This window comes from Pseudomonas sp. MH10 (assembly GCF_034353045.1).
Classification (GTDB): Bacteria; Pseudomonadota; Gammaproteobacteria; order Pseudomonadales; family Pseudomonadaceae; genus Aquipseudomonas.
The window spans coordinates 5,490,046-5,516,124 of sequence record NZ_CP133783.1 but is presented as its reverse complement, the minus strand read 5'-3'; the positions used below and the strand labels follow the sequence as shown (position 1 = coordinate 5,516,124).

The window sequence follows — 26,079 nt, the reverse complement described above, 5'->3', positions numbered from 1 at the left end:
CACTGTTGTTTGACATCTGGCGGAGAGTGAAGATACATCCATCGTTCTTCACGTTGAACAGCTCAAACTGCGAATGGCCTGCTGGTGCTATTTGTAAGATAGTCGTTTGCATGGGAGATGCGGTTGATCCGCCCAGTATCAGATAGGAACGACTGGTTCTATCTTACACGTGGGGTAGCTCACCCACTGGGAGCCATCGTACCGCTGTAGACTTAACTCACTAATCGGCACACTCCCTGAAATTGCAAACCAATCGATGTGTGAACCACCCGTTTCTTGCCTTCTTTCTCCAGCTTACGGCGGGTGGTGCTGGTCATACCGGCATATTTGCAAGCCTCCACCCAATTCATCAGGCGTGGATCATCGCTTGAAAGACGGAAGCGGACCACAGTAACGGAGGTTCATTTGCGGCACCTGCATTACTTGGAAGCAAAGCCCCGTGTGTAAGAATCTTCGGGAGGTGATGCGTCTCAGTCGTGTAATGATAAATCAGTTCTAGCATACTCACTCCGTATCTCCTTAATCGAACAGCGGCTCGCTGTCTAATGTCACAAACATGTCCTATGCGTGGAATCTTAGGCACCCAATCTCAGCTCTGGAAATTCATTCTGTGGCGGTTTCTATGCCAGCATATCTATCTACCACTAATCTTACGGTCTGAATCAAACTGTCTTACGCGCTAATTTAATTCACGCTTTATCCTGTACACCGTTGCAATTCCACAGACTACCAACTTAGCAATCTCATCAGCGTTCATGGTTGGATGCTTGGCAATGGAAGTCATTACCATCGTCCATAACTCATCATTTCTACCTTTACCGCTTGGCTTCCAGTCAGGTTCTACAGCGCGCTTATTCGCCAATCCTTGGTTTATGCGTTCGACACGCTTCTCTTGATCCAATCGAGCCATAGTAGCCATGAGGTCAAGCAGCATGTTGTTGATGACTTCCATTATCTGGCCGGTAATTCCCTTATCCTCGACCATCATATGGCTGGTGGGCAGGTCGGCAATTACCAGACGCAGCCCCTTGGCCTTGATGGTTCCTTTCAGCGTCTCCAGTCTTCTTGCGAAAGGCGACTAAGCCGGTCAACGGACTCACACAGAAAGGCGTCCCCCTTCCCAGCGACGTCCAGCAGACGCATTAGCTCAGGACGATTCAACTTGGTGCCAGAAATGTTCTCAGCGTATACGCCGACTATGGATAAACCCTTGTCAGCAGCGAACGCTTCCAGAGCTACCTTGGCACGCAAAGCGTCTTGGTCCTTCGTGCTTGCTCTCAAGTACAAATGTGCTCTCATCGCTGCTATCCTTAGTCATCAATTTCGATAGACAAACGATAACAAGATCATATAGCTATCACTAAATGATATTTGATAGCTGGCGCCAAATAGTTTCTGGCTACCAGATAAGTAGACTCCTTTGATCGGAAAATTTGCGGTGTGTGTGGGGGGGGGTGAGACGGCCATTTTTGGGCATTTACCTGAATGTTTGATTTTTGTGATATGTGTCGACGCAGTGCAACGATTAGCACACGTCGCGTTGATCGTTTGGCGTCCTTATAATTGGTCTTCATTAACAGCGGTAGAGGTGGTAATGAGTGTTTGCGAATGGGAACAGTTTGAAGAGATTCTTCTATCTTCCAGATATCGGCTGACGGATTCTGGGCCTTTGTACGGACCTGTTAAAAGCTTTTCAATTAAAAGAAATTCGAAGCATCAAATCATCCTTTCTACAATATCCGCCGGAAATGCTAAAACATCCGAAGTCGAATGGCCTCCAGGCACTTTACGAGTTAATACCGATGTGGTGTATTTCGAAGATTACCTCGGATGCACAGCACGGGCAGTGGGTGTCATTGGATTTGATCACCGCAAAACGGATAATTATATTTCTGGTGGTTCGGTAACAAAGCAGGAATCAATCGTCGGTCATATTGAGGCTACATTTCCAAATGTGACGGTGGATATGCAAGTCGACTGGTTTATTAATATGGATGATGGAAGCTTACTATGGCCGCATAGTAAAAGGGTCGAAGAAGAGAGCACTCGTACAGTGCGGTGGATTAGCGGCAATGATGAGTTAATTTTAAATTCGAGCGATAACATGGTTAAATCAGGGAGTTCCTGTTTTGCTTTGTCAGTCGCTGGAAATGACATAATTATAGGTCGTAGCCACTCAGAACTAAACGAAGGGCCTAAGCGGGGGTACATTTTATACAAAAAAGAAACACCCGATGACGTTCGCAGAAAGATCAAAGATTGCGTTTCATTTGCACTCGGAATTTATTTGGTATATGTGGGGACGGCCGGGTTCTCAAAAGATGGTGGACTTGGCTATTTTAAATCAATAAGTGCGTACACAATCGGCGATAGAGTCTTTGAAATATACCGATCACCTGCGGCACCACTTGGCTTTACTTATCAAGGGGAGCTAGATCCGGCGTTGACATCTCGGATCATAAACTCATTGTTTGATGCTTACGATCAGTATCGATTCGAAGATGTATTTTGGCAATATTGGCATGCGCATTGTGCACCCTATCATGCTGCAGCAGTTCATTATGGCGCTGCCATTGAGTCATTGCAGAAGCGGTATATTGAGGTTTCCGGGAAGCTTTCAATTGGGTCGATCTTACTCAAGAAGGATTGGCGGGAGCTTCGTAAAAAAATCATATTATTACTTGACTCTGGTGGATTTTCCGAATCGGAAGCAAAGCTTTTATCCCAGCAAATTGATAATTTGAATCGGGCACCTCAGAAAGTAGTGATGGAGCGCTTTTTGGATAGTCTGGATATACCTCTGGGGGCATTGGAACTGTCCGCATGGCAGCAAAGAAATAATGCGGCACACGGCAATGAATTGGTAGAAGATGGACATATTGACGTCATTCGTGGCAGCAAACTTCTAAGGATCATGTTTGATCGGATGATTTTAAAAATGACCAATGCATCAGATCACTATGTGGATTATTATTCCCCAACATTCCCTGTTCGGAGATTGACAGAAGCAGTTCCAGCACATGATTGATTTCTAATGGTGAGCGTGGGGGGTTAGATGATCCAAGCACATCTGAGCCGTGTGAATTCAGCCCCCAAAACGCCTACAATCGTCACTACGAGGCTATAACGCAAAAACCAGTGCCCCCATAGGGCTGCCACTTAGATCGTCCTATGCGACGCCGTAGAGGCTGTACGCGGCACCATAACAATGGTGCGGTATATAACCAATTGCAGGTCTTCAAAAATATCAACAACCGCGACGCTATCTTTCGGGTGTTGGTCGAATAGTTGTTTTCGTAAATCAGGCTTGCCAGCGAGTTTCCATTCTTTCAACGCACGACTGACAACTCGACACGTACTCCAAACCTGGCCAGTATCGGCTTTGGTTGCGACTTTCGCCAGATAGGTCATCCATTCAAAGTAGCTATCTTTTTCTTCAAGGGTCCGGAGGTGATGTCCAAAAGCGTCAGTGTCAGGGCAGACAACCTTGTAGTCCGCTAGAAAACCACCAGCCAAGAGCTGTGCCATAAAACGTTGTAAGCTTGATCTCCGATCTAGCCTGTCGTTCAATATTATAGCGAAGTGATGATGTAAGCCCTCTTCGTCTTCATCGCACTCCACCACCGTTAATCGCAATGGTGTATAGCCAGACTTTCTTTTGTAAAAAGTAGAAAGACGTGCACTGAATGTTTGACTTGTCATTTTTTTTGTAAATCTGAGTCTGACATGATAGCCGCGTGGCCTAGAGCGGGCTTTTGTACCCTCATAAATCATCACATACAGTGCTTCTAAAATTTTGGTGATCGATGGGTATGACGAATCACACTTGACCGGAACTTCCATGAACCGATTGTGGAAGTAATATTCTTTATCAATTAACATAATAATTTTTATTAAAATTTGTATCCTGGTTGGATGCGTGAAAGACCACTTCAATTATTAGTAACACGAAAGCTGAGCTGCCTTGTATTACCCAGTATTATCCGTACGATTTTTATTTCTTGTATTTCTTGTATTCTCCACACCCCTTACACTACCTCCTTCCTTCACAGACCTAACACCCCAATAGATACAGTAGAATACAATAGAGAATTAAAGATCCCGCCCACAGAATACAGCGAATGCCCGACAGTACATGGGCTTGGGGAGTATTTTAGTGTTTGCAAGTCAAGCTTTTTTAGGCCGAAGGCTATTCGCGAAAAATAGCGCTTTTGAATTTTATACAATCATCTGCCGGGAGCGTGCCCCCCTCCCCCCCACAATCGGAAGCTAGACATTACGCTCTTTGGGGGGTGGTATACGACCCATTATACAGCCGCGCCTAGCCCATTCTAAACACTTTGAAAAAATAATTTTAAGTTGGTATTGCGATGTGCATACCAAAACATTGTGCGACAGGCACCATAATTTTGAACCTCGCATCAAGGGCGACTATAAGCCCGTTTGAGCCGCGCACCTAGCAACCCTGTAGGGTGTGTGCGGCTAAGGGCTGTATCGCTATATACGGCGCATCCTGATGGTTGCGATGACAGCATCAAACAAAAGTCACACTTAGTATTTGAGAAGCTTTATGGTGGTAACAAACAAGAAGACTAGGAAGAGACAGCCAGCCATAGCTTGTTTAGAAGGGATTTTTTTGAGGAAACTTTCTTTACAGCTATTGTTCAACACCTGTAGACGTCCATGCCAGTGTAAAATCAAGCCACAAAAAACCTCCTACTCGAGAGGCTTCGTTTGTTTCGCAGATTCACTCACCATCGTCTATCGAGTTCAGATAGTGAGCGATTACATCACCATGACATGCAGCAGGTTTGCAGTGACACCCTAGTGTTTTGCCTCTGAGCTTTTCGATATTTTCATTGAACTTCTCGGGAAGCTTTACAAATCTTCTTTCAAAGTCATAAGAATATTTCGCTATGACTTCATCCCGAGTGCCTTCAGCCCCTATTTGATAAGGGTTACCCCACAGGGTTCCACGACCAATGTAAACATCATAGCGCTGCCCCAAATCTTTGTTTGAAACCTTCGTAATTTTCAAATTCAAAGTTCTAATGGGAATATCTCTGTCTCTCAACTCATTGTAAAGCAGAAAGAAACAATTTCTTTCTCCATCTTGAAACAGAATCGCATGAGTAGCTAAATCGAGAGCTGCTTTCTCATTGGCACAAATGGTGAAATGCAACTGATGTTCTTCACTCAACCTTTTGCAAAAATGGTTTTCATCAGACACACAAATAAGCTCAACCTTCTCAAGTGAGCTTATAATTCTAGCCACCTTCCTTTCAAATTTTGGATAAGAAAGAAAATCACCAGGGTATGCGATTAACACCTTTGCATCGTTATTCATATTAAATCTTTGACAACCACATCAGTTTCACTCCATGAAGACTTCAAGTATTCAACCACCAGTCGCCTATGACATTGGTGGGGTAAATGCTCGCTGCACAGCAAACAACCCTCATCAATCATCTCAGGTTTAACGTGCTTTTCAACGCTTCTTTTGGACATCAGATTTAAGAATTTGTCTTCATACTGTTGCCAAGTAATTTCTTTTTTTTGATACGGCGAAAGAATTTCTTTCGTTGGGGCAAGGTCCGGCATATGAATATAATCAACACCACACAATTCTTTAAGAAAATATTTCAAATCATCTTTTTTAGCGAAAGCCGAAAGCTGTGAGGAATTATTCAGTCGAACATCAACCACTCGCTTTGCGCCAGACAATTTAATCAGTGAGAAAAACCGTTCGGCTTTCTTCTCTGTGAATCCTATCGTAAAGATTTTCATTTCTTTCCTCAAAACACAGCGGCGACAAGCTTATATGCAAAGCCACGGCTATCAATTTCGCCAAGGCTCACAGTGAAAAATGTGATGTCATCTGGCTGATACCGACCTGCACCAGCCTGAACATAGGTGGCTTCATAGGTGGGGTCAGTGACCATCAAACCGTAGTTGACGCGGTTATAAGTGAAGAAAGCTCGCACTCTAAGCCGTTGGTCTCCCCATTGCGCCCCTTCGGCTGACACCTTTATGGAAACATTTACGGGTTGAATGAGATAGAGGGTGCTGATTGGCCCAACCAAGCTAGCTCCCGGAACCCGGTCGTTGAGACCTGAGTAACTGTCATCAACTGAGTCAGGCCAAAGCCTAGGTGGCCCATCGACTAGGGTATGGAGATTTAAGCGGTCGAAACGACCGGCTGGCCCCCAGTGCAAGCTGGTATCAATGATGTGGTTTTCCTGCTGGAAGGTTCCCGGCTGAAGGCCTGTATACGAAATGTTTATCACATCGAGCAGACCGGCATACTGACCACTTAGATAAATCTGGTCCTGCAAAGTAATTGCTCGGTTTTGCCTTGGTGCGACCGGGCGAATCCAATTATTTTGATATTGCCCAAGCGTTACTTTTCCAGCGACACATTTTCCTCCCGGCTTTTTGGAGTTAGCCAAGCAAACCATCTGGTATACATATGCCATTTGTCAGATCTTCCGTGATGGCGATGTGCCAACCTCCATCGTCTCCTTACCACTTGAGCTAATCAAGCTCGACCTTGGGATGATGCACACATTTCGCTTGCCACTATTCCGCCACCCGCCACGGTCAGGCTATGGACAGCCTCAAACTGCCCCGGGAGGCGTCAGCGAGCGATGGCTCTTGCGTAGGAAGGGAGAGCCTGATATGCCCTGTGAGCGCTTGCAAGGTGGCAGGGCGAACGGATCAGAAGGAACCATGAAGACCGGTACAAGGCGCTGGAGGGCCGTCTGGAGTAGTACAATTGAGTAGTACAAATGAAAAACCCCGTGAACTCTAAGTAACTGAATTCACAGGGTTTTCTGTATATGGCGGAGAGATAGGGATTCGAACCCTAGGTACTGTCGCCAGTACAACGGATTTCGAATCCGTCCCATTCGGCCACTCTGGCATCTCTCCAACGGCGCGCATGATAACAGTTCATCTGCCGAACGTAACCCCCCTGCGGAGGAAATTTTCGCGTGCTATCAGGCGCTTGCGTAGATTTTTGCGTTAAAGCGGGACGCCGAGGCGTTTGGCGACTTCTTCGTAGGCTTCGATGACACCACCGAGGCCTTGGCGGAAGCGGTCTTTGTCCATTTTCTTGCGGGTTTCTTTGTCCCACAGACGGCAGCCGTCTGGGCTGAATTCGTCGCCGAGGACGATTTCGCCGTGGAAGGTACCGAATTCAAGTTTGAAGTCGACCAGCAGCAGGCCAGCGTCGTCAAACAGCTTGGTCAGGACTTCGTTGACCTTGAGCGACAGCTCTTTCATCCGGACCAGGTTTTCTGCCGTGCCCCAACCGAACGCCACGACGTGGGATTCGTTGATGAACGGGTCGCCTTTGGCGTCGTCTTTGAGGAACAGTTCGAAGGTGTAAGGGTTGAGCTTGATGCCCTCCTCCACGCCCAGGCGCTTCACCAGGCTGCCCGCTGCGTAGTTACGCACGACGCACTCGACCGGGATCATCTCAAGTTTCTTGACCAGACATTCGGTGTCGCTCAGCAACGCGTCGAATTGGGTCGGGATACCGGCTTCTTCGAGTTTTTGCATGATGAAGGCGTTGAACTTGTTGTTCACCATGCCTTTGCGATCAAGCTGTTCGATGCGCTTGCCGTCGAACGCCGAGGTGTCGTCGCGAAACAACAAAATCAAGCGGTCAGCGTCATCGGTGGTGTAAACCGATTTGGCTTTGCCGCGGTAGAGTTCTTCACGTTTTTCCATGATGGGCTCCGCTTGCTAAGTAGTTGGGCTAGGCGATGTGTCGCCAGTCGAGCCCTGAATCTTGATCGGCCAATTGCAGCCAGTCCGGGTCGCACCCGAGGGTGTCGACAAAACATTGCCGGGCCAGCTGCGGCAGGTTGTTTTTGCTGCTGAGGTGGCCCAGCACTAAATGCTGTAACGACTGCCATCCCAACTCGCTCACCAGGTTGGCAGCCTGATGATTGTTCAAATGTCCCAGTTCGCCACCTACCCGCTCTTTCAAGAAATACGGGTAGCGACCTCTGGCCAGCATGTCGCGGCAATGATTTGCTTCAATCATCAACGCATCCAGTCCGTAATAACTCTTTAACACCGCAGGGCCGTAGGAACCAAGGTCAGTCAGCAAGCCGAATCGGCGCTGGCCGTCGTTGAATACAAACTGCGTCGGCTCAAGGGCATCGTGGGCAACGCACACCACATCAATGCTCAGTGCGCCCACCTGCAATGGTTGACCGCCTGACAGAAACCCTGCGGCTTCTACAGGTTTGCGCATCCCGCGCAAGGTGCCGTTACTGAGGTAGACCGGTAGATTGTAGCGCCGTGACAGCAAAGCCACGCCATGCACGTGGTCGGCATGTTCGTGGGTCACCAGAATGGCACTCAACTGATGCGGGCTAACGCCTAAACGCGCCAGACGTCGCTCGGTTTCTCGCAGTGAAAAACCACAATCCACCAGCACATACGTGTCGTTACTGGCGACCAGCGTGCCGTTCCCTCGGCTACCACTGCCTAAAACAGCGAAACGCACTTAACCGAGGTTGTCTTGAATGATACCCAGCACGCGGCGCGCTACATCAGGAGGCGCTACGGTGTTGATATTTTTCTCGACCGTCACCTGCACGCTGTCACCCACCTTGCTCAAGCGAACTTGATAACGTTCGGCACGGGCTTCGATTTGTTCTTTATCCGGCGTGCTGCTGAACAGACGGCTAAAGAATCCAGGCTCGTTACCAGGCGTCTTCGCCTTCTCGGCCAAGTTGATGTAGTAAAGACCCAGGCTGCGGTTGATGTCTTCTACGCGCCAATCACCTTGATCCAAGGCACGGCCGACGCTTGACCATGCGCGGTCCAGGTCGTCAGCGACGTTCAATACCGGGTTACCACTGCCATCGACGCTCAAGGCAACGCGTTTCGGAGTATCGAAGTCACGCGCAGCAAGCAGGGAAACCGAACCGCCTTTTTCAGCGCTGCGGCTCATGCTGGCCAGCAGATCGTCGGTCAGCGCGGAATCGAGGCCCAGGTTGGTGGTGTTCGCTGGGAAGTCGACGTCCGCCGTGCTGCCCACTGGCCGCGTAACGCTGACGACGTAGATTTCACTGGTGTTGCGCTGCACACCCGGTTCGATACGAACACGCACGCGAGTTTCGGTGTCGGCGCTGGCGCCACTGCCGGTCAGGCGCTTGGCCATCGCGGAAGAAAGCCCATCGATACGCTGCCAACTGGTGTTGAATTCACCGGTCTGCGGACGTTCGTCACCAATGCGGAAACCGTTGTCTTCAAAATACTGATGCGCGATCGGCCAAACTTCGGCAGGCGAACGCTGAGCCAGGATCGAGCGCGACTCACCGGTTTTCTGCAGGCTGAAATCGCTGGCAGTTGCGGTCACTGGCAATTGCTGAGGACGTGGAACGACAAACTCGCCCTTGGTTGTTTCGTTAGCCACGTTACGCGGGATCGGCAGCAAAGGATCAAGCCGTTTCACACCGGTGATGTCGGGTGGCAATTGCATAGGCGCCGCTTGAGGCGCCGCCAGATAATCACTGCCGCGATCACGGAAGTAACCCTCAGGGCCCCAAATCCAGCCACAGCCGCTGGTACTGGAGATAATCAAGGCTAGTGCGGACAGTCCGGCCAATCGCTTCATTGCGTGATACTTCCTCATTAAAGCAATACACCGGACTGGCGCAGGGCCTGACGCAGCGGTTCGTGACAGGGCTCGCTGAGCCAGGTGAGCGGCAGACGGATGCCGTCCGGCATCATGCCCATCTCATGCAGCGCCCATTTCACGGGAATTGGGTTGGATTCGATAAACAGGGTTTTATTAAGCGGCATCAGTTTTTCGTGAATCGCACGAGCAGTGGCAGCATCACCACGCATCGCGGCGGCGCACAAATCGGACATGGCACGTGGCGCCACGTTTGCCGTTACTGAAATATTACCTTTGCCGCCCATCAACATCAGCTCGACAGCCGTCGCATCATCACCGGAATACACCAGAAAGTCGCTGCTGACCCGCGCCAGAATGTCTTTGGCACGTTGCAGGTCGCCAGTGGCTTCCTTGACGCCGATGATATTTGGCACCGTGGACAGACGCACAACCGTGTCTGCCAACATGTCGCACGCCGTTCGGCCTGGCACGTTATACAGAATCTGCGGAATATCGACTGATTCAGCGATGAGCTTGAAGTGCTGATACAGCCCTTCTTGCGTCGGTTTATTGTAATACGGTGTAACCAGCAGGCACGCATCAGCGCCTGCGGTTTTCGCGTTACGCGTCAGCTCGATCGCTTCGCGAGTAGAGTTCGCGCCTGTTCCCGCGATGACGGGGATACGCCCTGCAACTTGGGCTACCACGCGGCGAATCACTTCTATGTGCTCGCTGACGTCGAGTGTGGCCGACTCACCAGTGGTGCCGACCGCAACAATCGCGTTGGTGCCCTCTTGCAGATGGAAGTCCACCAGTTTGCTCAGGCTGTCCCAGTCAAGACGACCATTTGCATCCATCGGTGTGACCAGTGCCACCATGCTGCCCGCAATCATGCGACCGCTCCTGCCGGAAAAAGAGAGCCGTAATGGTACTGGCGCTATCAGGCTTGCACAAGCGAAGTACCGTGCTACGAGCATTCCCCTAAGCGATGCTTTTCGCTACCCTTTGTTCTTTGGTCAGTACGGGTCATCTGCGCAGCGCGTTCAATCGATCGAATTTTCCGTCGAAACCCTTGTTCCAACGAGGTCGCGACCCACCATGGCCTGGCCATGAAGGCAAGCGGCACCGGGGTTTGGGTTGCAGTAGACGAGAATTGGTTGTCGAATCAGCCGTGCAAGCCCAACGTATGTACTCACCGCTCATCGCCTAGGAATGCTGCATGTCGTCCACCCCCACAGTTCGCGAACAATTCCTTGTAATCAGTGCCCTTGGCGCCAACCCAATGGAGCTGACCAACGTGCTGTGCCGCGCCAGTCATGAAAACCGCTGTTCAGTGGTGAGTTCACGTCTGACTCGTCATGGCGAATACAGTGCGCTGATTCTTCAGGTTTCAGGCAGCTGGGACGCTCTGGCCCGTCTGGAAACCGGTTTACCGAGCCTGTCGAAAAAGCACGCCTTCACCGTCAGTGTCGTGCGTAGCGCCAGCCTGGAAAGCCGTCCTGAGGCTCTGCCTTATGTGGCTTACGTCAGCTCGGCTTACCGTCCGGACATCATCAATGAGCTTTGTCAGTTCTTCATCGATCATAACGTCGAGCTGGAAAACCTCATTTGCGATACGTATCAGGCGCCTCAAACAGGCGGCACGATGCTCAATGCGACCTTTACCGTCACATTGCCTGCCGGTATCCAGATCAGCTGGCTGCGTGATCAGTTCCTCGACTTCGCCGACGCGCTGAACCTCGATGCGTTGATCGAACCTTGGCGTCCACAGGCTCCTATGTAAGGAAACATTAATGGCCGTTGCGTTGAATGAACCTGTTGCCGATTTTGAGGCGCAGGCCACCAGTGGGCAGACGATTAGTCTGGCCGGGCTTAAGGGCCAGCAGGTGGTGATTTATTTTTACCCGAAAGACAGCACGCCGGGTTGCACGACTCAGGGTCAGGGCTTTCGTGATCAACACGCTGCGTTCGAGGCGGCCAACACCGTGGTGTTCGGTGTTTCGCGCGACAGCTTGAAGTCCCACGAAAACTTTAAGACCAAGCAGGCGTTTTCGTTCGAACTGATTTCTGACAAAGACGAAGCGCTGTGCCAGCTGTTTGATGTGATCAAACTGAAAAAGCTCTATGGCAAGGAATACCTGGGCATAGATCGCAGCACGTTCTTGATTGATAAAAAAGGCGTATTACGCCAGGAATGGCGCGGCGTAAAAGTACCCGGCCATGTGGCTGCTGTACTGGAAAGCGCGCAAGCATTGAACAACGGTTAACTGTCGTCGAAGGGATTCGCTGCCTGCACACATTGAAGTAGCTTGCAGCGAAAGCGCCTTGCCCTCCTCTTCCAGAAAATCCTAAAGCAGCGGCGACACCGTAGGCTCATTACGGGGCCAGGCGTCCAACACGGCTTTGAACAGGGTGGCCAGGGGAATCGCGAAGAACACACCCCAAAAGCCCCACAACCCGCCAAACAACAGCACTGCGCAGATAATCGCGACCGGGTGCAGGTTGACCGCACCGGAAAATAACAACGGCACCAACACGTTGCCATCCAGCGTTTGAATGACGCCGTAGACCGCCATCAAGTAAATGAATTGATCACTCCAGCCCCACTGGAACAGCGCAATCATTGTCACCGGCACCGTCACGACTACCGCGCCGACATAGGGTACGACCACCGACAAGCCGACCAGTAAAGCCAACAATGCCGCGTAGTTCAGCCCCAAGGCCATGAATGCCACGTAGGTGACGCCACCACAGAGAACAATCTCAATGGCTTTGCCGCGAATGTAGTTGGCTATTTGCCGATTCATTTCCTGCGCAACGCGGGTAATCAATGTTCGCTCACGCGGCAAATAACCGCTGACCCAACGCCCGATCAACTTTCGATCTTTGAGAAAGAAGAACACCAGAATCGGCACCAGTACCAAATAGATCATGGCATTGACCAGCAGTGGCAGGCTGGACAACGAAAATGTCAGTGCCCATTGGCCGAACTTGCCGGTTTCTCCGCGAGCAACCTCAATCGCTTGCAGCACTTGTTCGTCAGAGATCAAGTGCGGATAACGCTCAGGCAACAGCAGCAACAGCGATTGCCATTTGGCGAGCATGCCTGGCAGTTCGTTAAATAACGTGATCAGTTGATGCCAAAGCAGCGGTACAAGCACCAACAGAAAAACCAGCAACACACCCATGAACAACGCAAAAACCAACGAGACCGCGACCACTTCCGGCATCCGCAGACGCTCCAGAAGGCTGACCTGGCCTTGCATCAGAAACGCCAGCACCAACCCCGCCAAGACCGGCGCAAGCATGCCACCGAGCGTCAATACGATGGTGAACGCCAAGACCAACAATACCGCGAGCACCACGGCTTCCTCGTCGGAGAAGTACCGCTGTATCCAGTCGCGTAGCACCTTGAACATCAAAAATCCTTCAGGCAGTCATCGTCAGCAACGATCATTAAGAGGGGGAAATAAAATCACAGGGCATCAGGCTTTGCGTAACCAATAAAGGTAAACGCCCGCCTGGACCTCTTCGTGCAATAACGTGTGGCCGGCGAGCTTGGCAAAGGTCCGGAAATCGCGCTGGGAGCCTGCATCCGTTGAGATGACTTTGAGTACTGAACCACTGGTCAAGCGATTTAGCTCAAGCTTGGCTTTGAGCAACGGCAGCGGACAATTCAAGCCACTGGCGTCCACTTCAGCGTCACAGGCCTCGGGGCGCTCTACAGCGTCAGTCATCATTTCTCTCCAGGCAGGCACATCGAATGGCGTTGCAACCACCCAATTAGCGTGGCGGACGCCTCAAACAGGCAACAAGAATACCTCACTCTGGTCAGCAAGCCATTGAGCCAGCTACAGTAAGGGCTCTTTAACGCCTAGAGCCTTGTGCATGAAATTTCTGCGCCCTACCTTGTTGACGCTCGCTTGCCTGCTCGCCTCTCCGAGTTTTGCTGACGACTTGCCATCACTGGGCGATGCCAGCTCTGCCATCGTCTCCCCACAACAGGAATATCAACTGGGCCGCGCCTGGCTTGGCATGCTTCGCGGTCAGGTGTCGCAACTATCTGATCCGCAGCTCAAGGACTTTGTGGAGACCACGGTTTACCGCCTTGCAGAAACCAGTCAGGTGCAAAACCCCCGGTTGGAATTCATTCTGATCGACAGCCGCGAGTTGAACGCATTCGCCGCCCCTGGCGGGATTGTCGGGGTTAACGGCGGACTTTTTCTCAACGCGCAAAATGAAGCCGAATACGCGGCAGTGCTCGCTCACGAATTGGCTCACTTGTCGCAACGCCACTTCGCGCGGGGCATTGAGGCGCAGCAACGCATGCAGATTCCGGTCCTGGCAGCCATGTTGGCAGGTATCGTCATGGCCGCGGCTGGTGCTGGCGACGCAGGCATCGCAACGATTGCAAGTACCCAGGCAGCGTCGATCCAGGAACAAACGCGTTTCTCTCGGGCAAACGAACAGGAGGCAGACCGCATCGGTATCATCAACCTGCAAAAAGCCGGTTATGACCCGCGAGCGATGCCCAACATGTTTGAACGGCTGATGCGCCAATACCGATTCGACGCCAAGCCACCCGAGTTTTTGTTGGATCACCCGGTCACTGAGTCTCGGATCGCTGACACCCGTAACCGCGCAGAGCAAGAAAAGCCCGGCGGCAAAGAAGACAGCTTGCAGTACCAACTGATGCGCGCACGTGTTGCGCTGTATTACGAAGAATCCACCGGCCTTGCTGCAAAACGCTTCCGCGCGTTATTGAATGAAAACCCTAAATCTGAGTACGCACGCTACGGGCTTGCCATCGCTCAAATTAAGGGCTCGCAGATCAATGATGCACGCGAGACACTCAAGCCGCTGTTAGTCAAAGATCCAAACAACATCACGTATAACTTGGCGCAGGTAGAAATTGATGTCGCCAACAGCAAGATGGTCGACGCCCAGCAGCGACTGGACCGGATGAAGGTGCAATTTCCGGATAACTACCCGCTGAACCAGGCCGGCGTCGATTTATTGATCAAACAGAACAAGCCTGCGCAAGCGGAAAAAGGATTGGACCAACTGCTGAAAAGTCGGCCATCCGATCCAGATATCTGGAGTCAGGTTGCAGACGTGCGCGGGTTGGCAGGCAATATGATTGGCTCCAACCAGGCGCGCGCCGAGTACTTCGCTTTGACCGGTGACTATCGTCAGGCTCAACAGCAGCTCGAAATCGCCAAGCGGCGGGCTAACAACAACTTTCAACTGGCCTCGCGCATTGATGCACGGCAGAAAGAGTTTGCTGAGCAAGAGCGATTGCTGAAAGAAATGATGAACTGACCCGTGCCCGGTAGGAGGGGCCACGTCTCGACGTACCACACTGGATGGGGGATTTGTGGCTTGAGGTTGCAGAGTGTCAGGATTGACGCTTTCCCGAATAAATTCGGTCCCTCCGGTGTTTCAAGCGATGCACAACACCTGTAGGAGCAACTTGTTGGCGAGCGGCTTATGGGGTTCACCAACTAAGCAGCCTCGCCAACAAGTTGGCTCCGTGATAATTGGCAATCTGTTCCACCGACGTCAGGCATTACCCGCCAGTTTCAGGCGTGCGGCGCGGGTGAAATCCAACATGCGCTGCAATGGGCGAATCGCGTGGGGGATCAATGCCGGGTCGACGAATATCTCGTTACTGCCCTCTCGCAGGCACTGCAAGGTGCGCTCAAGGGTGTTCATCGCCATCCACGGACAATGTGCGCAACTACGGCACGCGGCGCCGTTACCGGCGGTTGGCGCTTCGATGAAGATTTTGTCCGGGCACAGCTGCTGCATCTTGTAAAAAATGCCTCGATCAGTCGCGACTATAAACATTTTATTAGGCAGCGATTGCGCAGCAGCGATCAGTTGACTGGTCGATCCGACAGCATCTGCCAGATCGATCACTGACTCGGGCGACTCGGGATGCACAAGAATCGCAGCCTCGGGATAAAGCGCTTTCATGTCCTCAAGCTGCTTGGACTTGAATTCCTCGTGGACGATACATGCGCCGTCCCACAACAACATGTCGGCACCGGTTTCGCGCTGAATATAACGACCCAAATGCTTGTCCGGCGCCCAGATGATCTTTTCGCCGTTATCCATCAGGCTTTCGACGATTTCCAGCGCACAACTGGACGTCACTACCCAGTCGGCGCGGGCCTTCACCGCGGCGGATGTATTGGCATAGACCACCACCGTGCGCTCTGGATGCTGATCGCAGAAGGCCGCGAACTCATCAACCGGGCAACCCAAGTCCAACGAACAGGTCGCCTCCAGCGTTGGCATCAGAATCCGTTTTTCCGGGTTGAGGATTTTCGCCGTCTCGCCCATGAAACGTACGCCTGCGACCAGCACGGTTTTTGCCGAATGCTGATTACCGAAGCGCGCCATTTCCAGGGAGTCGGACACGCAACCGCCGGTTTCCTCGGCCAAGGCCTGGATAACGGGATCGCAGTAATAGTGGGCAACCAAAACGGCGTCTTGCGCTTTTAACTCAGCAGCAATCGCCGCGCGGTAGTGAGCCTGCTCTTCGACGCTCAGCGTTTTGGGCTGTTTGGCATCGAGATGGGCCTGGACCAGAAGGCGTTCGGAAATCTGCGTCATGTTCGCTGGACCTAAAAGCGCTTGTGCGCGGATGCCGAAGTTTACACCTGTGGCGCAGAGTCCTGAATCCCTTAATTACCAATTCAAAACTATCAAAACGATGATGCTTATTGCGCTTATACCGGATGCTTGGGCGTATGGGCGGGAAGTGTCCAGCGACGGTGGCGCCGCCGAACTGCCAGGGATCTAAGCAATTTCTCCCGCCAAAACCACTATCAGCTCATGACGGCAAAACATCCCGTTTCGCGTTCTGTGCTCGTAACGCGGGCGAATGGCTTGAGTATTGCCGCTGCGTGTTGATGCATAGATGCCTCGGATTTTCCCTCCGCCGCCAGTGCCGCCGAGGCGTCTTCGACCAGCGCAAAGCGATAACCACGGTGATAACCCTCAACGATGGTCGACAGGCAGCACATGGTGGTGCCATAGCCAATCACCACAAACTCGTGGTCGGCATGCTGCTTAACGAAATCCACGAAGTCGGGCGAGGAAAACGAAGAGTAGTTACCCTTGATCGCATGAGTTTCACCCCCTTCAGGAACAAAACCGTCAATGAAGTCCGAGGTATCTGACGCGGCATTGAACAGATTACCGTCCTGCAGGTGCTGGACATGGACAATCGGCCAGCCTTCTTTGCGCGCGTGTTGCAGCATCAGGTAAGCATTCTGGAGGGATGGACCGATTGAACCAATATGAAAACTGCGGCCTGTAGAGATGTACTCGCGTTGGATATCAATCACGATAAGCGCTTTCATGGAAGCTTCCTTTCGGGTGGGTTTAATTTTTCAATCAGAGCCGTCACCAAGGCGAGACGGTCACCGTAGGACGACAGCTGCATGAACTCCTTGTCGGAATGCATGCCGCCGCCATAGGGGCCGAGGCCTACCAGTATCGATATGTTCTGGCTGGCGAGGTTGTTGCCGTCGCTGCCATAACCGACCCCGCGCGCTTTGAACGATTGTCCGAGCGATTGGGCGACTTCCTGGGCCTGGACGACCAAGGTGTGGGTATTGCTGTCCGGCAGTAGCGGCATTTCGGCAAGCTGAACCAGCTCGGTGCGAGTGCCTTGTTGCAGTTTTTTGTTGTAGACGTCGCTGTGGCCGCGAATGGTTTCCATGGCGGCAGCCACGCGCTCCCAATCGGAGACATCCTGAAAGCGAACATCCACCGTAACACTCGCTTTTTCGCAGACAACGTTCGGCTTGCTGCCGCCTTCAATGACGCCCGGATTGATGAGCAAGCCTTTCTCCGGCTCGGCCAGCGCCGCTAATTTGGTGATCTTGGTCGCCAGGTCCAAGCAGGCATCAATACCGTTTTCGGGCTCAAGTCCGGCATGCGCGGCTTTTCCGAAGGTGGTCAATTTGATCCAGCGAACGCCCGATTGACTGCTGACGACGGCACCATCTTCAAGGCCAGGTTCAAACACCAGCCCATAAGGAATGCCCTGTGCGAGCTGTTGCAGCACCGATTTGGATTGGCTCGAACCAATTTCTTCATCATCGTTCAGCACCACGCGAATGTTATCCAACTGACCGACGCTCTTGAGGTGCTCCAATGCATTAAGCATCAGGACCACCCCGCCTTTCATGTCGATCACCCCCGGCCCCATCAAGCGGTCGCCTTCTCGGCGGATCGACTGAAAGGGACTGCTGGGCGAAAACACTGTGTCCAGGTGCCCGACGAGCAAAACTGTCGGCTTGGCATTGGCAGTTTCGAAGCGCAGCACTTCACGTCCATCAGCGAGGGGATGATGGGTGACCTGCAAGCCGAGCGCTTCGAAATAGGGGATGAGTGTATTTCCGACGTTGGCGAGGCCGTCCACGTTGTGGGAATCGCTGTTGATATCGACGATTTTTTGCAGCAATTGCAAATAAGCCGGCGCTATCTCGTCGAGCGCATAGGCGCTTTGGGCGGTTAGCACCAACGCCCATGCGCAGAACCAACGCTTCACGCTACCGCCCCTTGGGCGATTAATTGTTGAAGTGTTGCGCTGGCTCGCTGCTCCAACGGCCCTGCGGTGTGCAGGCTGTTTTCCGGCCGATTAAGGGCCATGGGGTGATAACCGATGTGCCTCGAAGGCTGTGGGAAAGAAGCGTCTTCTTCCAGGACCATTTCCACATAGCCATGTTCTGAAAACGAGAACTGGCTGCCTGCGGAACGGAATCCATAGCCCGCATAAAACGATTCAAGGTGGATCTGAGCGTGCAGGTAGAAGCGCGAGAAACCCTTTTGACGGCAGATATCCAACAAGAACGAGAGCAATTGATGGGCGTGCCCGCGTCGTCGGTATTCGGCACGAATGGCCAGGCGTTCGATTTTCGCAAACCCGTTGAAGTAGCGAATTCTGGCGGTCAGCACCGGTTCGCCGGCGAGCAGTCCCACCACTTGAGTGGCGGTATGGTCGTTGAGGTCGAACTCTTCGTTGAAGGGGCATTGTTGCTCGTGCATGTACACGATGGCCCTTACCAACATCGCCTTGAGCCGCTCCTCCTCGCTTTCGACAATCTTGATGATCAATGGCACGTGGGCGACAGGTGTCGGCGCGGGAAAAGCGCGAGGGGTCGATGCTGACATGATGAGCGTCTCAGTGACGTTGGTTAGTGGAGGGGATGGACGGCGGGGTATCGCGAAGCGCTTCGATCATGATCTGCACCGTTGTCGTGGTCAGGCCGGTGGCGCCGTTACGAATAGCCGTGGCGGACACCTTGTCGCGTCGGACGACGGGATAGGGGTAGATCCAGCCCGACTCATCGTAAATACCGCGGACCCACATCCCGCCCAAATCGCTGCCGTGAATGCCATGGATTGGCCGACCGTGAGCCAGGGTCTTGACGTGCTTGAGCACCGAATAAAATCCGCCGCTGGCATAAGCGTCTGGCAAGGACAGCACCTCGACCACCGTGCTCAGACCCGCTTCGTCGATGGCCGCGCGCATCATCGCCAACCGCGTTTCATATTCGTAAAAGCGCGAACCCGTAGGGAAGTAGTTGAGGTGTACGTCCGCACGACGGGTTTTCTCGTACACCCTCATGCCATGTTCGTATTGGGCGATGAGAATTTCGCCGCGCTCCAGAGCCAGGACGTGAAGCTTCGGAATCGTCGTGCTGTGCAAGTAGACCTTTTCCAAACCCCGGGAATTGATCGCGTCACGAATAAGCGATAGATGGGTTCGGTGGATGGGGTTGAATGTCCCAAAAAACACGCCGACTCCGCCGCGCTTGAAGAACACCGCACGCCAGTCCGATAGCAGCCCAATAGCAAACATAAACGCGCCGAAGGTCAGCCCGCAGCCCATAAAAGCAGTTTTGGCCCAAGGCAGCCCGAGGGTGGCAATAGAAGTCACGACAATGTTGGTTGAGAGCGCAATCAGTACATTGCGGTTTCTGTCGCCTATTTCCCGGTTGGCAAACGCCAGGGCAATGTATTGCATGCCTTGTGAGGCACAGGTGGTCAGTAGCGCGATACCTACAACCCCCCCTAGCGTGTCCAGATTGGGCGCCGGAAAGACATCACCGGCGGTCAATACCAGAAAGATCCCCACGTTAAAAACAAACTGCGGAATGAACCGCCCCACGCGGCCCAGGCTGACAACGGTGGTGCGCAGGTTGATGATTTCCTCGAGCTTGTTGCTGAGCTTCGAGTAATAGGGAATGAATAAGCCGACAAAAACGCAGAGGGCTATCAGTACAGGATTACCGAGCGCAGAATGTGCCACGCCGTAACTTCCGTACATGAGCAGACCGATACTCATGCCGAGTTGGACAGAGGGACTTTTCAGGTGACTGGGGATCTTCACGCCTTACCCTCGACGGTCGATATAACGTCTGCCAAAACTTGAGCGTTAGTCGTTTTAAGATGTTCGGTCGTGGTTTTAAGAGTGCATTCAAAAGCGCGATTAAATGTAATAACTTCACCTTGGTTCGTTTGAAGTTTGGCGTTGGGTTGGAAGTTCACTTCCTAACTCCTGTGACTATAGCGTTTCAAGTGCGGCGATCATGTTGGCTATATGTTTGGCGCTCAAACGTTCTTTTGGTACGCTTCGCATGCCGTTTGGGAATATGAAAATACCGTGCTTTTTATGCATCGCGTGAAATTAGAATAATTAAGGGATGATGAGAAATGGCCAGGTCGCTTCCACCACTGGATCTATTGATTGGTTTTGAAGCCGCTGCGCGACAGCTCAGTTTTTCCAAGGCCGGCGATGAGGTATTCGTGACTCAGTCGGCCATCAGCCGTCAGGTCAAGAAGCTCGAGGAGTTCGTCGGCGTCGCACTTTTCGAGCGTCGGCACCGCTCACTGGAACTGACAGAAAAGGGGCGCTTGCTCTTCAAGGTCGCGAGCGAAACGCTGGCGCGACTTTCCGAAACGCTGGAAAGCTTGCGCGATGAGCCTTCGAACCGAAGCATCAAGATTTCCACCACCACCTCGTTTGCTTCATTGTGGCTGGTGCCGCGCTTGGCGCGCTTTCGAGAGCAGCATCCAGACATTGCCATTTACATCGAGGCCGACAACCGAATAGTTGACCTCAAGCAAGGCGTAGTAGATCTTGCGATTCGCTATTGCACCGCCGATCAAATTACCCCTGGCGTCGATATTCGCCTGTCGACCGAAGACATCTTTCCGGTATGCAGCCCTAGTTTGTTGCGCCGAAGCGGACGCACATTTAACCGTATCGAAGACCTTCGGCATCACACCTTGCTGCACCTGAGCGACACTCAAAATGCCTGGCCTTGGTTGCAGTGGTCTGAATGGCTAAAAGAAGCAGGAGCCCCCGGGCCTTTGGCCGATATCGGACTCCGGTTCAGCCATTTTGACCAGATGATTCACGCGGCGACGATGGGGCACGGTATTGCACTGGGCAGTTCGCCGCTGGTGGACTATCTGCTGAAGGAAGGGGCGTTGGTGGCGCCTTTAGTTAAGCGCCTGGTGAGTCCTCGATCGTTTTATATCTGTCGAGGTCCGCGCAGTGATGATGCGGTTTCGTCTTTGGTGGACTGGCTCATGACAGCAGTGGAAACGCCCGATGCCGAGACAGGCCCTTTAGAGACTCTAGCGGGCGCGGCAATCGACCTACGACCCTGGCTCGTCTAGAACCGTGTATCGACGACGGTAACAGGTCATTTGCACTACGGGCGTTACGGCCTCGCTTGGATTAACTGCACCTCTGTGGGACCGAATTTATTCGGGAAGCGGCCGATTCGATTACCGATCTGATCCCAGTATCTTTGTAGGAGCCAACTTGTTGGCGAAGATCCCCGCGCGGCGTGTCAGACACACCGCTTCGCGAACAGCTTGCCCGCGATCGGCTGCGCAGCAGTCGTAAAATCAGCGATTCTGCTCTTCAGTTGGAACCTGGCCAGCTTAACTGAACGCCATAGCCCCGCGTCGAGCAGCTGGAAGTAAAAACGTCGACGCAAAAAAAAAGCCGTAAAGCCTCATTTGCATGGGCCTTACAGCTTTTCAAAAACGTCGAACTTGAAAATGGTGGGTCGTGTGGGATTCGAACCTACGACCAATTGGTTAAAAGCCAACTGCTCTACCAACTGAGCTAACGACCCGACGTGGCGCGTATATTACTGATTTCTATGATTAATTCAACACTTAACTGAAATTAATTCAAAAATAGCGAGTCGGGTCGGCTACAGCCGCCGTGGCAAAGCCTTCTGCGCGCAAACGACAGCTGTCACATTTACCGCATGCGTGGCCTCGATCATCGGCCTGATAGCAGGAAACGGTCAGCCCATAATCGACGCCAAGGCGCATGCCGACTGAGACGATTTCGGCTTTGCTCAGAATCTGCAGCGGGGCCTGGATTCTGAAACCGTTGCCTTCCACGCCTGCCTTGGTCGCCAGATTGGCCATACGCTCGAATGCTTCGATAAATTCAGGGCGGCAATCCGGGTAACCCGAATAGTCCACCGCGTTGACACCGATAAATATATCTCGGGCGCCCAATACTTCAGCCCAACCGAGCGCCAACGAAAGAAACACCGTATTGCGTGCCGGCACGTAGGTGACCGGAATACCTTCGCCCGGAGATTCTGGGACCGCAATCGAACTGTCGGTCAACGCAGAACCGCCTATGCCATTCAGATCAAGGCCAATGACTTTGTGCTCGGCCACACCTAAATCGCGAGCGACACGCACGGCGGCATTCAACTCGGCACGGTGCCGCTGACCGTAATCGAAACTCATGGTGTAGCAGGTGTATCCGTCAGCCAACGCCATTGCCAACACGGTGGCCGAATCAAGGCCACCCGATAACAGGATGACCGCTCTTTTCTCAATCTTCGTCATTTCACTCACCTCAGCGTCCTGGCTCGTCGTCCCAGAGAATCTTGTGCAACTGCATTTGCAGGCGTACAGGCAGATTGTCGGCCACGATCCAGTCGGCCAAATCCCGCGCTTTCAAATCATGATGACTAGGGGAAAACAATACTTCGCCCGCGCGCCGCTCCAGGCCGTATTGAATGAGCTTGGACACAGCCCAGTCGTAGTCTTCGCGGGAGCAGATTACAAATTTGACCTGATCGTTAGGCGTCAACAGCTCGATGTTTTCGTAGCGGTTACGCCCGACCTCGTTAGAGCCTGGGGTTTTCAAATCGACCACACGACTGACGCGGGGATCAACCGCCGAGATATCAAGGGCACCACTGGTCTCAAGTGAGACTTCATAGCCAGCGTCGCATAGGCGTTTGAGCAGTGCGATCGCGTTCGGCTGTGCCAATGGTTCTCCGCCTGTCACGCAGACATAGCGAGGACGATAACTGGCCACTTGTTCGACGATGGCATCAAGCGCCTGGATGCTCCCGCCGCTGAAGGCGTAAGCGCTGTCGCAGTATTGGCATCGCAAAGGACAGCCCGTAAGCCGCACGAATACCGTAGGCAAGCCCGCGGTGCGCGTTTCTCCCTGCAATGAATAAAATATTTCAGTGATTCGTAACGTTTCTTGCATATGAGCCACGGGCGTAATAGCTAAACAGGCCATCCGCCTCCGTTAGGCACTTCAACGACCCTGCAAACGCATGGTCCAGAGAAGCGTATGTATTACCGAAATTTCGGGTGCGAGATTCTAACGAAAAAAGCCGCGACAAGCGCGGCTTTCTTTAATCGGTGGTCAGCCCAGCCTGGTTAGCAGCGCATCACATGCGTTGCAAATCACGTTGCGCGAGCTGCGCAGCGGAGGTGCCAGGGTACTGGGAAACCACTTGTTGCAAGATACCTTTGACCTTATCGGTATGACCGAGACGGCGTTCGACATCAGCAAGCTTGTATAGAGAGTCAGGTACTTTGGCGTGCTTCGGATACAACTGACTCACTTTAGCGAAGGCCTGACCGGCACCTTGAAGGTCACCTTTGGCCAGGTTCACTTCACCCAACCAGTACTGAGCGTTGCCCGCGTACTGGCTGTTTGGGTATTTGCGCAGAAAAGCCGTGAAGGCCTGACTGGCTTTGTCGAAATCCTTGGCTTTGATCAGATCGAAGGCAGCATCGTAATAGATCTTTTCCTTCGCCGGATCGCCCGGTTCCGCGCTTGCCGCCGGAGCCTGCGCTGCAGGTGCCGTAGGCGCACCACCGGCATTTACATCACCGTTGGCTTGAGAATTGTCGGTAGCTGCTGCGGCAGGTGTTCCGCCCGCTCCAGCTCCAGCAGTGATCCGTTGATCAAGTTCTTGATAACGCTCCAATGCTTCTTGCTTCATCCGGTCGATATCGTTCTGTTGAACCTCGACCGTACCGCGTAATTTCGCGATCTCGTCCTGCATTTGTTGCAGCTGCATGAACAGCTGACCCTGTGCCGAGGCAGGGGTCGCAACCCCTCCCCCGGCATAGGCGCCGGACGTGCCATAACCCGCTGGCGGATAACTGTTGCTGCTACCAGAGCCAGAATTGTTATCGACCACAGGAACCGCGCCCCAAGCAAAAAGCGGAAGGGCGAGAGTCAAAACGGTTAAAGCACGACGGCACGTTCGCATGTCAAATTACTTACGCAGTTCGACGCGACGGTTTTGAGCCCAAGATGCTTCGTCGTTGCCGGTAGCAACTGGACGCTCTTCACCGTAGGAAACCAATTCCAGCTGTGCTGGGGAAACACCTTGCAGTACCAGGTAGCGTTGAACGGCTTTCGCGCGACGCTCGCCCAGTGCGATGTTGTACTCACGAGTACCACGTTCGTCGGTGTTGCCTTCCAGAACGACTTTAGCGCCATTGGCTTTCAAGTCTTTAGCGTGAACGTCCAGGGAACGCATAGCTTCTGGTTTCAGGTCCGAACTGTCGTATTCGAAGTAGAAAGTGGTGATAGCGCGCAGAGCAGCTTCTTCACTCAGGCTGCCATCAACAGCGCCAGTGTTAGCGCCGTAACCAGCGTTTGGATCTACAGCAGCGCCTTGGCCAGCGTTATCGCCACCTTTGGACGAGCAACCTACAGCTACAGCCATGGCCAGAGCCAGCGCAGCAAATTTACCAATCTTCAGCATTTCCATCGTAAAACTCCTAATGAACCCCAAGTGTGTTAAGCAAAACGTGTAGCGCCGCGTCAGTTCAGGTAAGGGGACCAGGAAGGTTCTCTGACTTCGCCTTGAGCGGTAGGAAGCTGGACCCTTACGCGTCCGTTAATGGACACGAGCATCAAGACTCCCCGGCCCTGCTGGCGGGTGGCGTAGATTACCATGGTGCCGTTGGGCGCGACAGTAGGCGACTCATCAAGGTTGCTGTCTGTGAGGATTTTTAATGTACCGCGCTGCAAATCCTGCACTGCTACCTTGAAATTTGTGAAGCCGTCCTGACGGTGAATCATTACCAGCGTCTTTTCATCCGCTGACAATTTCGGGTTGGCGTTGTAGTTACCGATGAACGTTACGCGCTCGGCACCACCACCATTAATGCTGGTTTTATAGATCTGTGGCTTACCACCACGGTCTGACGTGAAGTACAGCGTCGAGCCGTCCTTTCCGAAAAACGGTTCGGTATCAATGGCCGAATCATTGGTCACGCGGGTGATTTGGCGAGTGGCCAACGTCATGACATAAATTTCCGGGTTGCCGTCTTTGGAAAGCACGAAGGCCAACTTGGTGCCATCCGGGGACCATGCAGGCGCGCCGTTGATGCCTTCGAAGTTAGTCACCTGTTCGCGGCGACCGGTATCGATATGCTGGATGAAGATACGCGGACGCTTCTGTTCGAACGACACATAGGCAATACGTTTGCCATCCGGCGCGAATCGCGGCGACAGAATCGGCTCGCGCGATTGCAACAAGGTCACGGCACGAGCGCCATCGTAATCAGAACGCTGCAAGGTAAACCGCGTGTTGTCGACAGAGAAACGTTCAGCGGTTACGTAAAGGAGGCGCGTTGAAAACGCACCTTTGATGCCTGTTAGTTTTTCGAATGCCTGATCAGCGATGTAGTGCGCCATGTCACGCAATTGGTCGGTGGTGCCAGAAACGTTACCCGTCATCACCTGTTGCTCGGTGGCAACGTTAAACAACGCGTACTGAATCTGCAGACGACCGCCCGAAGGAACGATGCTGCCGACCATCACGTATTGAGCGCCAAGCGCTTTCCAGTCGCGATAAATGATTTCACTGGCCTGGGTCGGCAAGCTGATCATGTTCTGCTTTGCCAACGGCGAGTAATAACCTGAGTTACGCAGGTCGTTACTGATGATGTCGGCCATGTCCTCGGGCAAGACGGCACCGCCTTGCAACCCGAACGGAACAACCGCTATCGGCGCAGCGCGGTCACTACCGGTGGTGACCATGATGTTCTTTTCATCTGCTGCGGCCATTCCCGCCATACAGCAAAGAACAATAAGCAGTCCT

25 protein-coding genes, 2 tRNA genes and 1 pseudogene are annotated in these 26,079 nt (G+C 52.8%); 5 read left to right on the top strand and 23 right to left on the bottom strand.

Going from position 1 to position 26,079, the window contains the following annotated elements:
* Positions 1-679: 679 nt before the first annotated feature.
* Positions 680-1,299: pseudogene (locus RHM59_RS24990) on the bottom strand (recombinase family protein).
* A gap of 121 nt (positions 1,300-1,420) precedes the next feature.
* On the opposite strand from RHM59_RS24990, the gene RHM59_RS24985 reads away from it, so the two are divergent.
* On the top strand, positions 1,421-3,028 hold the full coding sequence (locus tag RHM59_RS24985; RefSeq protein WP_322285657.1) for a hypothetical protein: 1,608 nt from the start codon (positions 1,421-1,423) through the stop codon (positions 3,026-3,028).
* Positions 3,029-3,159: 131 nt separating this feature from the next.
* Here RHM59_RS24985 and RHM59_RS24980 read toward each other — a convergent pair whose 3' ends face one another.
* The 9 genes from RHM59_RS24980 to dapA form a co-directional block, all read right to left on the bottom strand.
* Positions 3,160-3,882 (bottom strand): hypothetical protein, encoded by a 723-nt coding sequence (locus tag RHM59_RS24980; protein ID WP_322285656.1) that lies wholly within the window; start codon positions 3,880-3,882, stop codon positions 3,160-3,162.
* Positions 3,883-4,747: 865 nt separating this feature from the next.
* Complete coding sequence (locus RHM59_RS24975; RefSeq protein ID WP_322285655.1) at positions 4,748-5,347, bottom strand: DUF4326 domain-containing protein; 600 nt, start codon at positions 5,345-5,347, stop codon at positions 4,748-4,750.
* Positions 5,344-5,787, bottom strand: a complete 444-nt coding sequence (locus RHM59_RS24970; protein ID WP_322285654.1) for a DUF488 domain-containing protein — start codon at positions 5,785-5,787, stop codon at positions 5,344-5,346. The genes RHM59_RS24975 and RHM59_RS24970 overlap by 4 nt, the downstream gene beginning before the upstream one ends.
* 8 nt (positions 5,788-5,795) lie before the next feature.
* On the bottom strand, positions 5,796-6,449 hold the full coding sequence (locus RHM59_RS24965; protein ID WP_322285653.1) for a dual OB domain-containing protein: 654 nt from the start codon (positions 6,447-6,449) through the stop codon (positions 5,796-5,798).
* A gap of 391 nt (positions 6,450-6,840) precedes the next feature.
* Positions 6,841-6,930 (bottom strand) — tRNA-Ser (locus RHM59_RS24960).
* 93 nt (positions 6,931-7,023) lie between these two features.
* On the bottom strand, positions 7,024-7,734 hold the full coding sequence (gene purC / locus RHM59_RS24955) for a phosphoribosylaminoimidazolesuccinocarboxamide synthase (protein WP_322285652.1): 711 nt from the start codon (positions 7,732-7,734) through the stop codon (positions 7,024-7,026).
* Positions 7,735-7,762: 28 nt separating this feature from the next.
* Positions 7,763-8,521 (bottom strand): MBL fold metallo-hydrolase, encoded by a 759-nt coding sequence (locus RHM59_RS24950; RefSeq protein WP_322285651.1) that lies wholly within the window; start codon positions 8,519-8,521, stop codon positions 7,763-7,765.
* Positions 8,522-9,637 (bottom strand): outer membrane protein assembly factor BamC, encoded by a 1,116-nt coding sequence (bamC, locus tag RHM59_RS24945; RefSeq protein WP_322285650.1) that lies wholly within the window; start codon positions 9,635-9,637, stop codon positions 8,522-8,524. It lies immediately after the preceding gene.
* A 17-nt stretch (positions 9,638-9,654) separates the two neighbouring features.
* Positions 9,655-10,533, bottom strand: coding sequence for a 4-hydroxy-tetrahydrodipicolinate synthase (gene dapA / locus RHM59_RS24940; protein WP_322168151.1), 879 nt, complete (start codon positions 10,531-10,533; stop codon positions 9,655-9,657).
* Between the two features lie 326 nt (positions 10,534-10,859).
* Between dapA and RHM59_RS24935 the strand changes: the two genes are divergently transcribed.
* A complete protein-coding gene (locus tag RHM59_RS24935) occupies positions 10,860-11,423 on the top strand; it encodes a glycine cleavage system protein R (protein WP_297836046.1) in 564 nt (187 codons plus the stop codon).
* A 10-nt stretch (positions 11,424-11,433) separates the two neighbouring features.
* Complete coding sequence (locus RHM59_RS24930; RefSeq protein ID WP_322168150.1) at positions 11,434-11,907, top strand: peroxiredoxin; 474 nt, start codon at positions 11,434-11,436, stop codon at positions 11,905-11,907.
* A gap of 81 nt (positions 11,908-11,988) precedes the next feature.
* On the opposite strand, the gene RHM59_RS24925 is transcribed toward RHM59_RS24930, so the two are convergent.
* Together RHM59_RS24925 and RHM59_RS24920 are read right to left on the bottom strand one after the other, a co-directional pair.
* A complete protein-coding gene (locus RHM59_RS24925) occupies positions 11,989-13,059 on the bottom strand; it encodes an AI-2E family transporter (protein WP_322168149.1) in 1,071 nt (356 codons plus the stop codon).
* 66 nt (positions 13,060-13,125) lie between these two features.
* Positions 13,126-13,377 (bottom strand): sulfurtransferase TusA family protein, encoded by a 252-nt coding sequence (locus RHM59_RS24920; RefSeq protein ID WP_322285649.1) that lies wholly within the window; start codon positions 13,375-13,377, stop codon positions 13,126-13,128.
* A 151-nt stretch (positions 13,378-13,528) separates the two neighbouring features.
* On the opposite strand from RHM59_RS24920, the gene RHM59_RS24915 reads away from it, so the two are divergent.
* Positions 13,529-14,962 carry a M48 family metalloprotease gene (locus tag RHM59_RS24915; protein ID WP_322168147.1) on the top strand — a complete coding sequence of 478 codons (1,434 nt, stop codon included), beginning with the start codon at positions 13,529-13,531 and terminating at the stop codon, positions 14,960-14,962.
* Between the two features lie 240 nt (positions 14,963-15,202).
* Here the strand turns inward: RHM59_RS24915 and nadA are convergent, their stop codons facing one another.
* The 5 genes from nadA to RHM59_RS24890 form a co-directional block, all read right to left on the bottom strand.
* Positions 15,203-16,261: a quinolinate synthase NadA gene (gene nadA, locus RHM59_RS24910; protein ID WP_322168146.1), complete on the bottom strand. Its 1,059-nt coding sequence runs from the start codon at positions 16,259-16,261 to the stop codon at positions 15,203-15,205.
* 215 nt (positions 16,262-16,476) lie between these two features.
* The gene (locus RHM59_RS24905) at positions 16,477-17,013 is read right to left on the bottom strand and encodes a cysteine hydrolase (RefSeq protein WP_322285648.1); all 537 of its coding nucleotides are present in this window, start codon (positions 17,011-17,013) and stop codon (positions 16,477-16,479) included.
* The gene (locus tag RHM59_RS24900) at positions 17,010-18,209 is read right to left on the bottom strand and encodes a M20 family metallopeptidase (RefSeq protein ID WP_322285647.1); all 1,200 of its coding nucleotides are present in this window, start codon (positions 18,207-18,209) and stop codon (positions 17,010-17,012) included. Before RHM59_RS24900 ends, RHM59_RS24905 begins: the two co-directional genes overlap by 4 nt.
* Positions 18,206-18,832, bottom strand: a complete 627-nt coding sequence (locus tag RHM59_RS24895) for a GNAT family N-acetyltransferase (protein ID WP_322285646.1) — start codon at positions 18,830-18,832, stop codon at positions 18,206-18,208. The genes RHM59_RS24900 and RHM59_RS24895 overlap by 4 nt, the downstream gene beginning before the upstream one ends.
* Before the next feature lie 10 nt (positions 18,833-18,842).
* Positions 18,843-20,054: a hypothetical protein gene (locus RHM59_RS24890; RefSeq protein ID WP_322285645.1), complete on the bottom strand. Its 1,212-nt coding sequence runs from the start codon at positions 20,052-20,054 to the stop codon at positions 18,843-18,845.
* Between the two features lie 323 nt (positions 20,055-20,377).
* Between RHM59_RS24890 and RHM59_RS24885 the strand changes: the two genes are divergently transcribed.
* A complete protein-coding gene (locus RHM59_RS24885; RefSeq protein ID WP_322285644.1) occupies positions 20,378-21,349 on the top strand; it encodes a LysR substrate-binding domain-containing protein in 972 nt (323 codons plus the stop codon).
* Between the two features lie 391 nt (positions 21,350-21,740).
* Here the strand turns inward: RHM59_RS24885 and RHM59_RS24880 are convergent.
* The 6 genes from RHM59_RS24880 to tolB form a co-directional block, all read right to left on the bottom strand.
* Positions 21,741-21,816: transfer RNA gene (locus RHM59_RS24880), tRNA-Lys, on the bottom strand.
* 58 nt (positions 21,817-21,874) lie between these two features.
* Entirely contained in the window at positions 21,875-22,555 is a 681-nt protein-coding gene (queC, locus tag RHM59_RS24875; protein ID WP_322285643.1) for a 7-cyano-7-deazaguanine synthase QueC, read from the bottom strand.
* 10 nt (positions 22,556-22,565) lie between these two features.
* A complete protein-coding gene (gene queE / locus RHM59_RS24870; RefSeq protein ID WP_322168144.1) occupies positions 22,566-23,213 on the bottom strand; it encodes a 7-carboxy-7-deazaguanine synthase QueE in 648 nt (215 codons plus the stop codon).
* Positions 23,214-23,400: 187 nt separating this feature from the next.
* Complete coding sequence (gene ybgF / locus RHM59_RS24865; protein ID WP_322168143.1) at positions 23,401-24,234, bottom strand: tol-pal system protein YbgF; 834 nt, start codon at positions 24,232-24,234, stop codon at positions 23,401-23,403.
* Between the two features lie 6 nt (positions 24,235-24,240).
* Positions 24,241-24,741, bottom strand: coding sequence for a peptidoglycan-associated lipoprotein Pal (pal, locus tag RHM59_RS24860; protein ID WP_322168142.1), 501 nt, complete (start codon positions 24,739-24,741; stop codon positions 24,241-24,243).
* 53 nt (positions 24,742-24,794) lie between these two features.
* On the bottom strand, positions 24,795-26,054 hold the full coding sequence (gene tolB / locus RHM59_RS24855; protein ID WP_322286754.1) for a Tol-Pal system beta propeller repeat protein TolB: 1,260 nt from the start codon (positions 26,052-26,054) through the stop codon (positions 24,795-24,797).
* Positions 26,055-26,079: the final 25 nt, after the last annotated feature.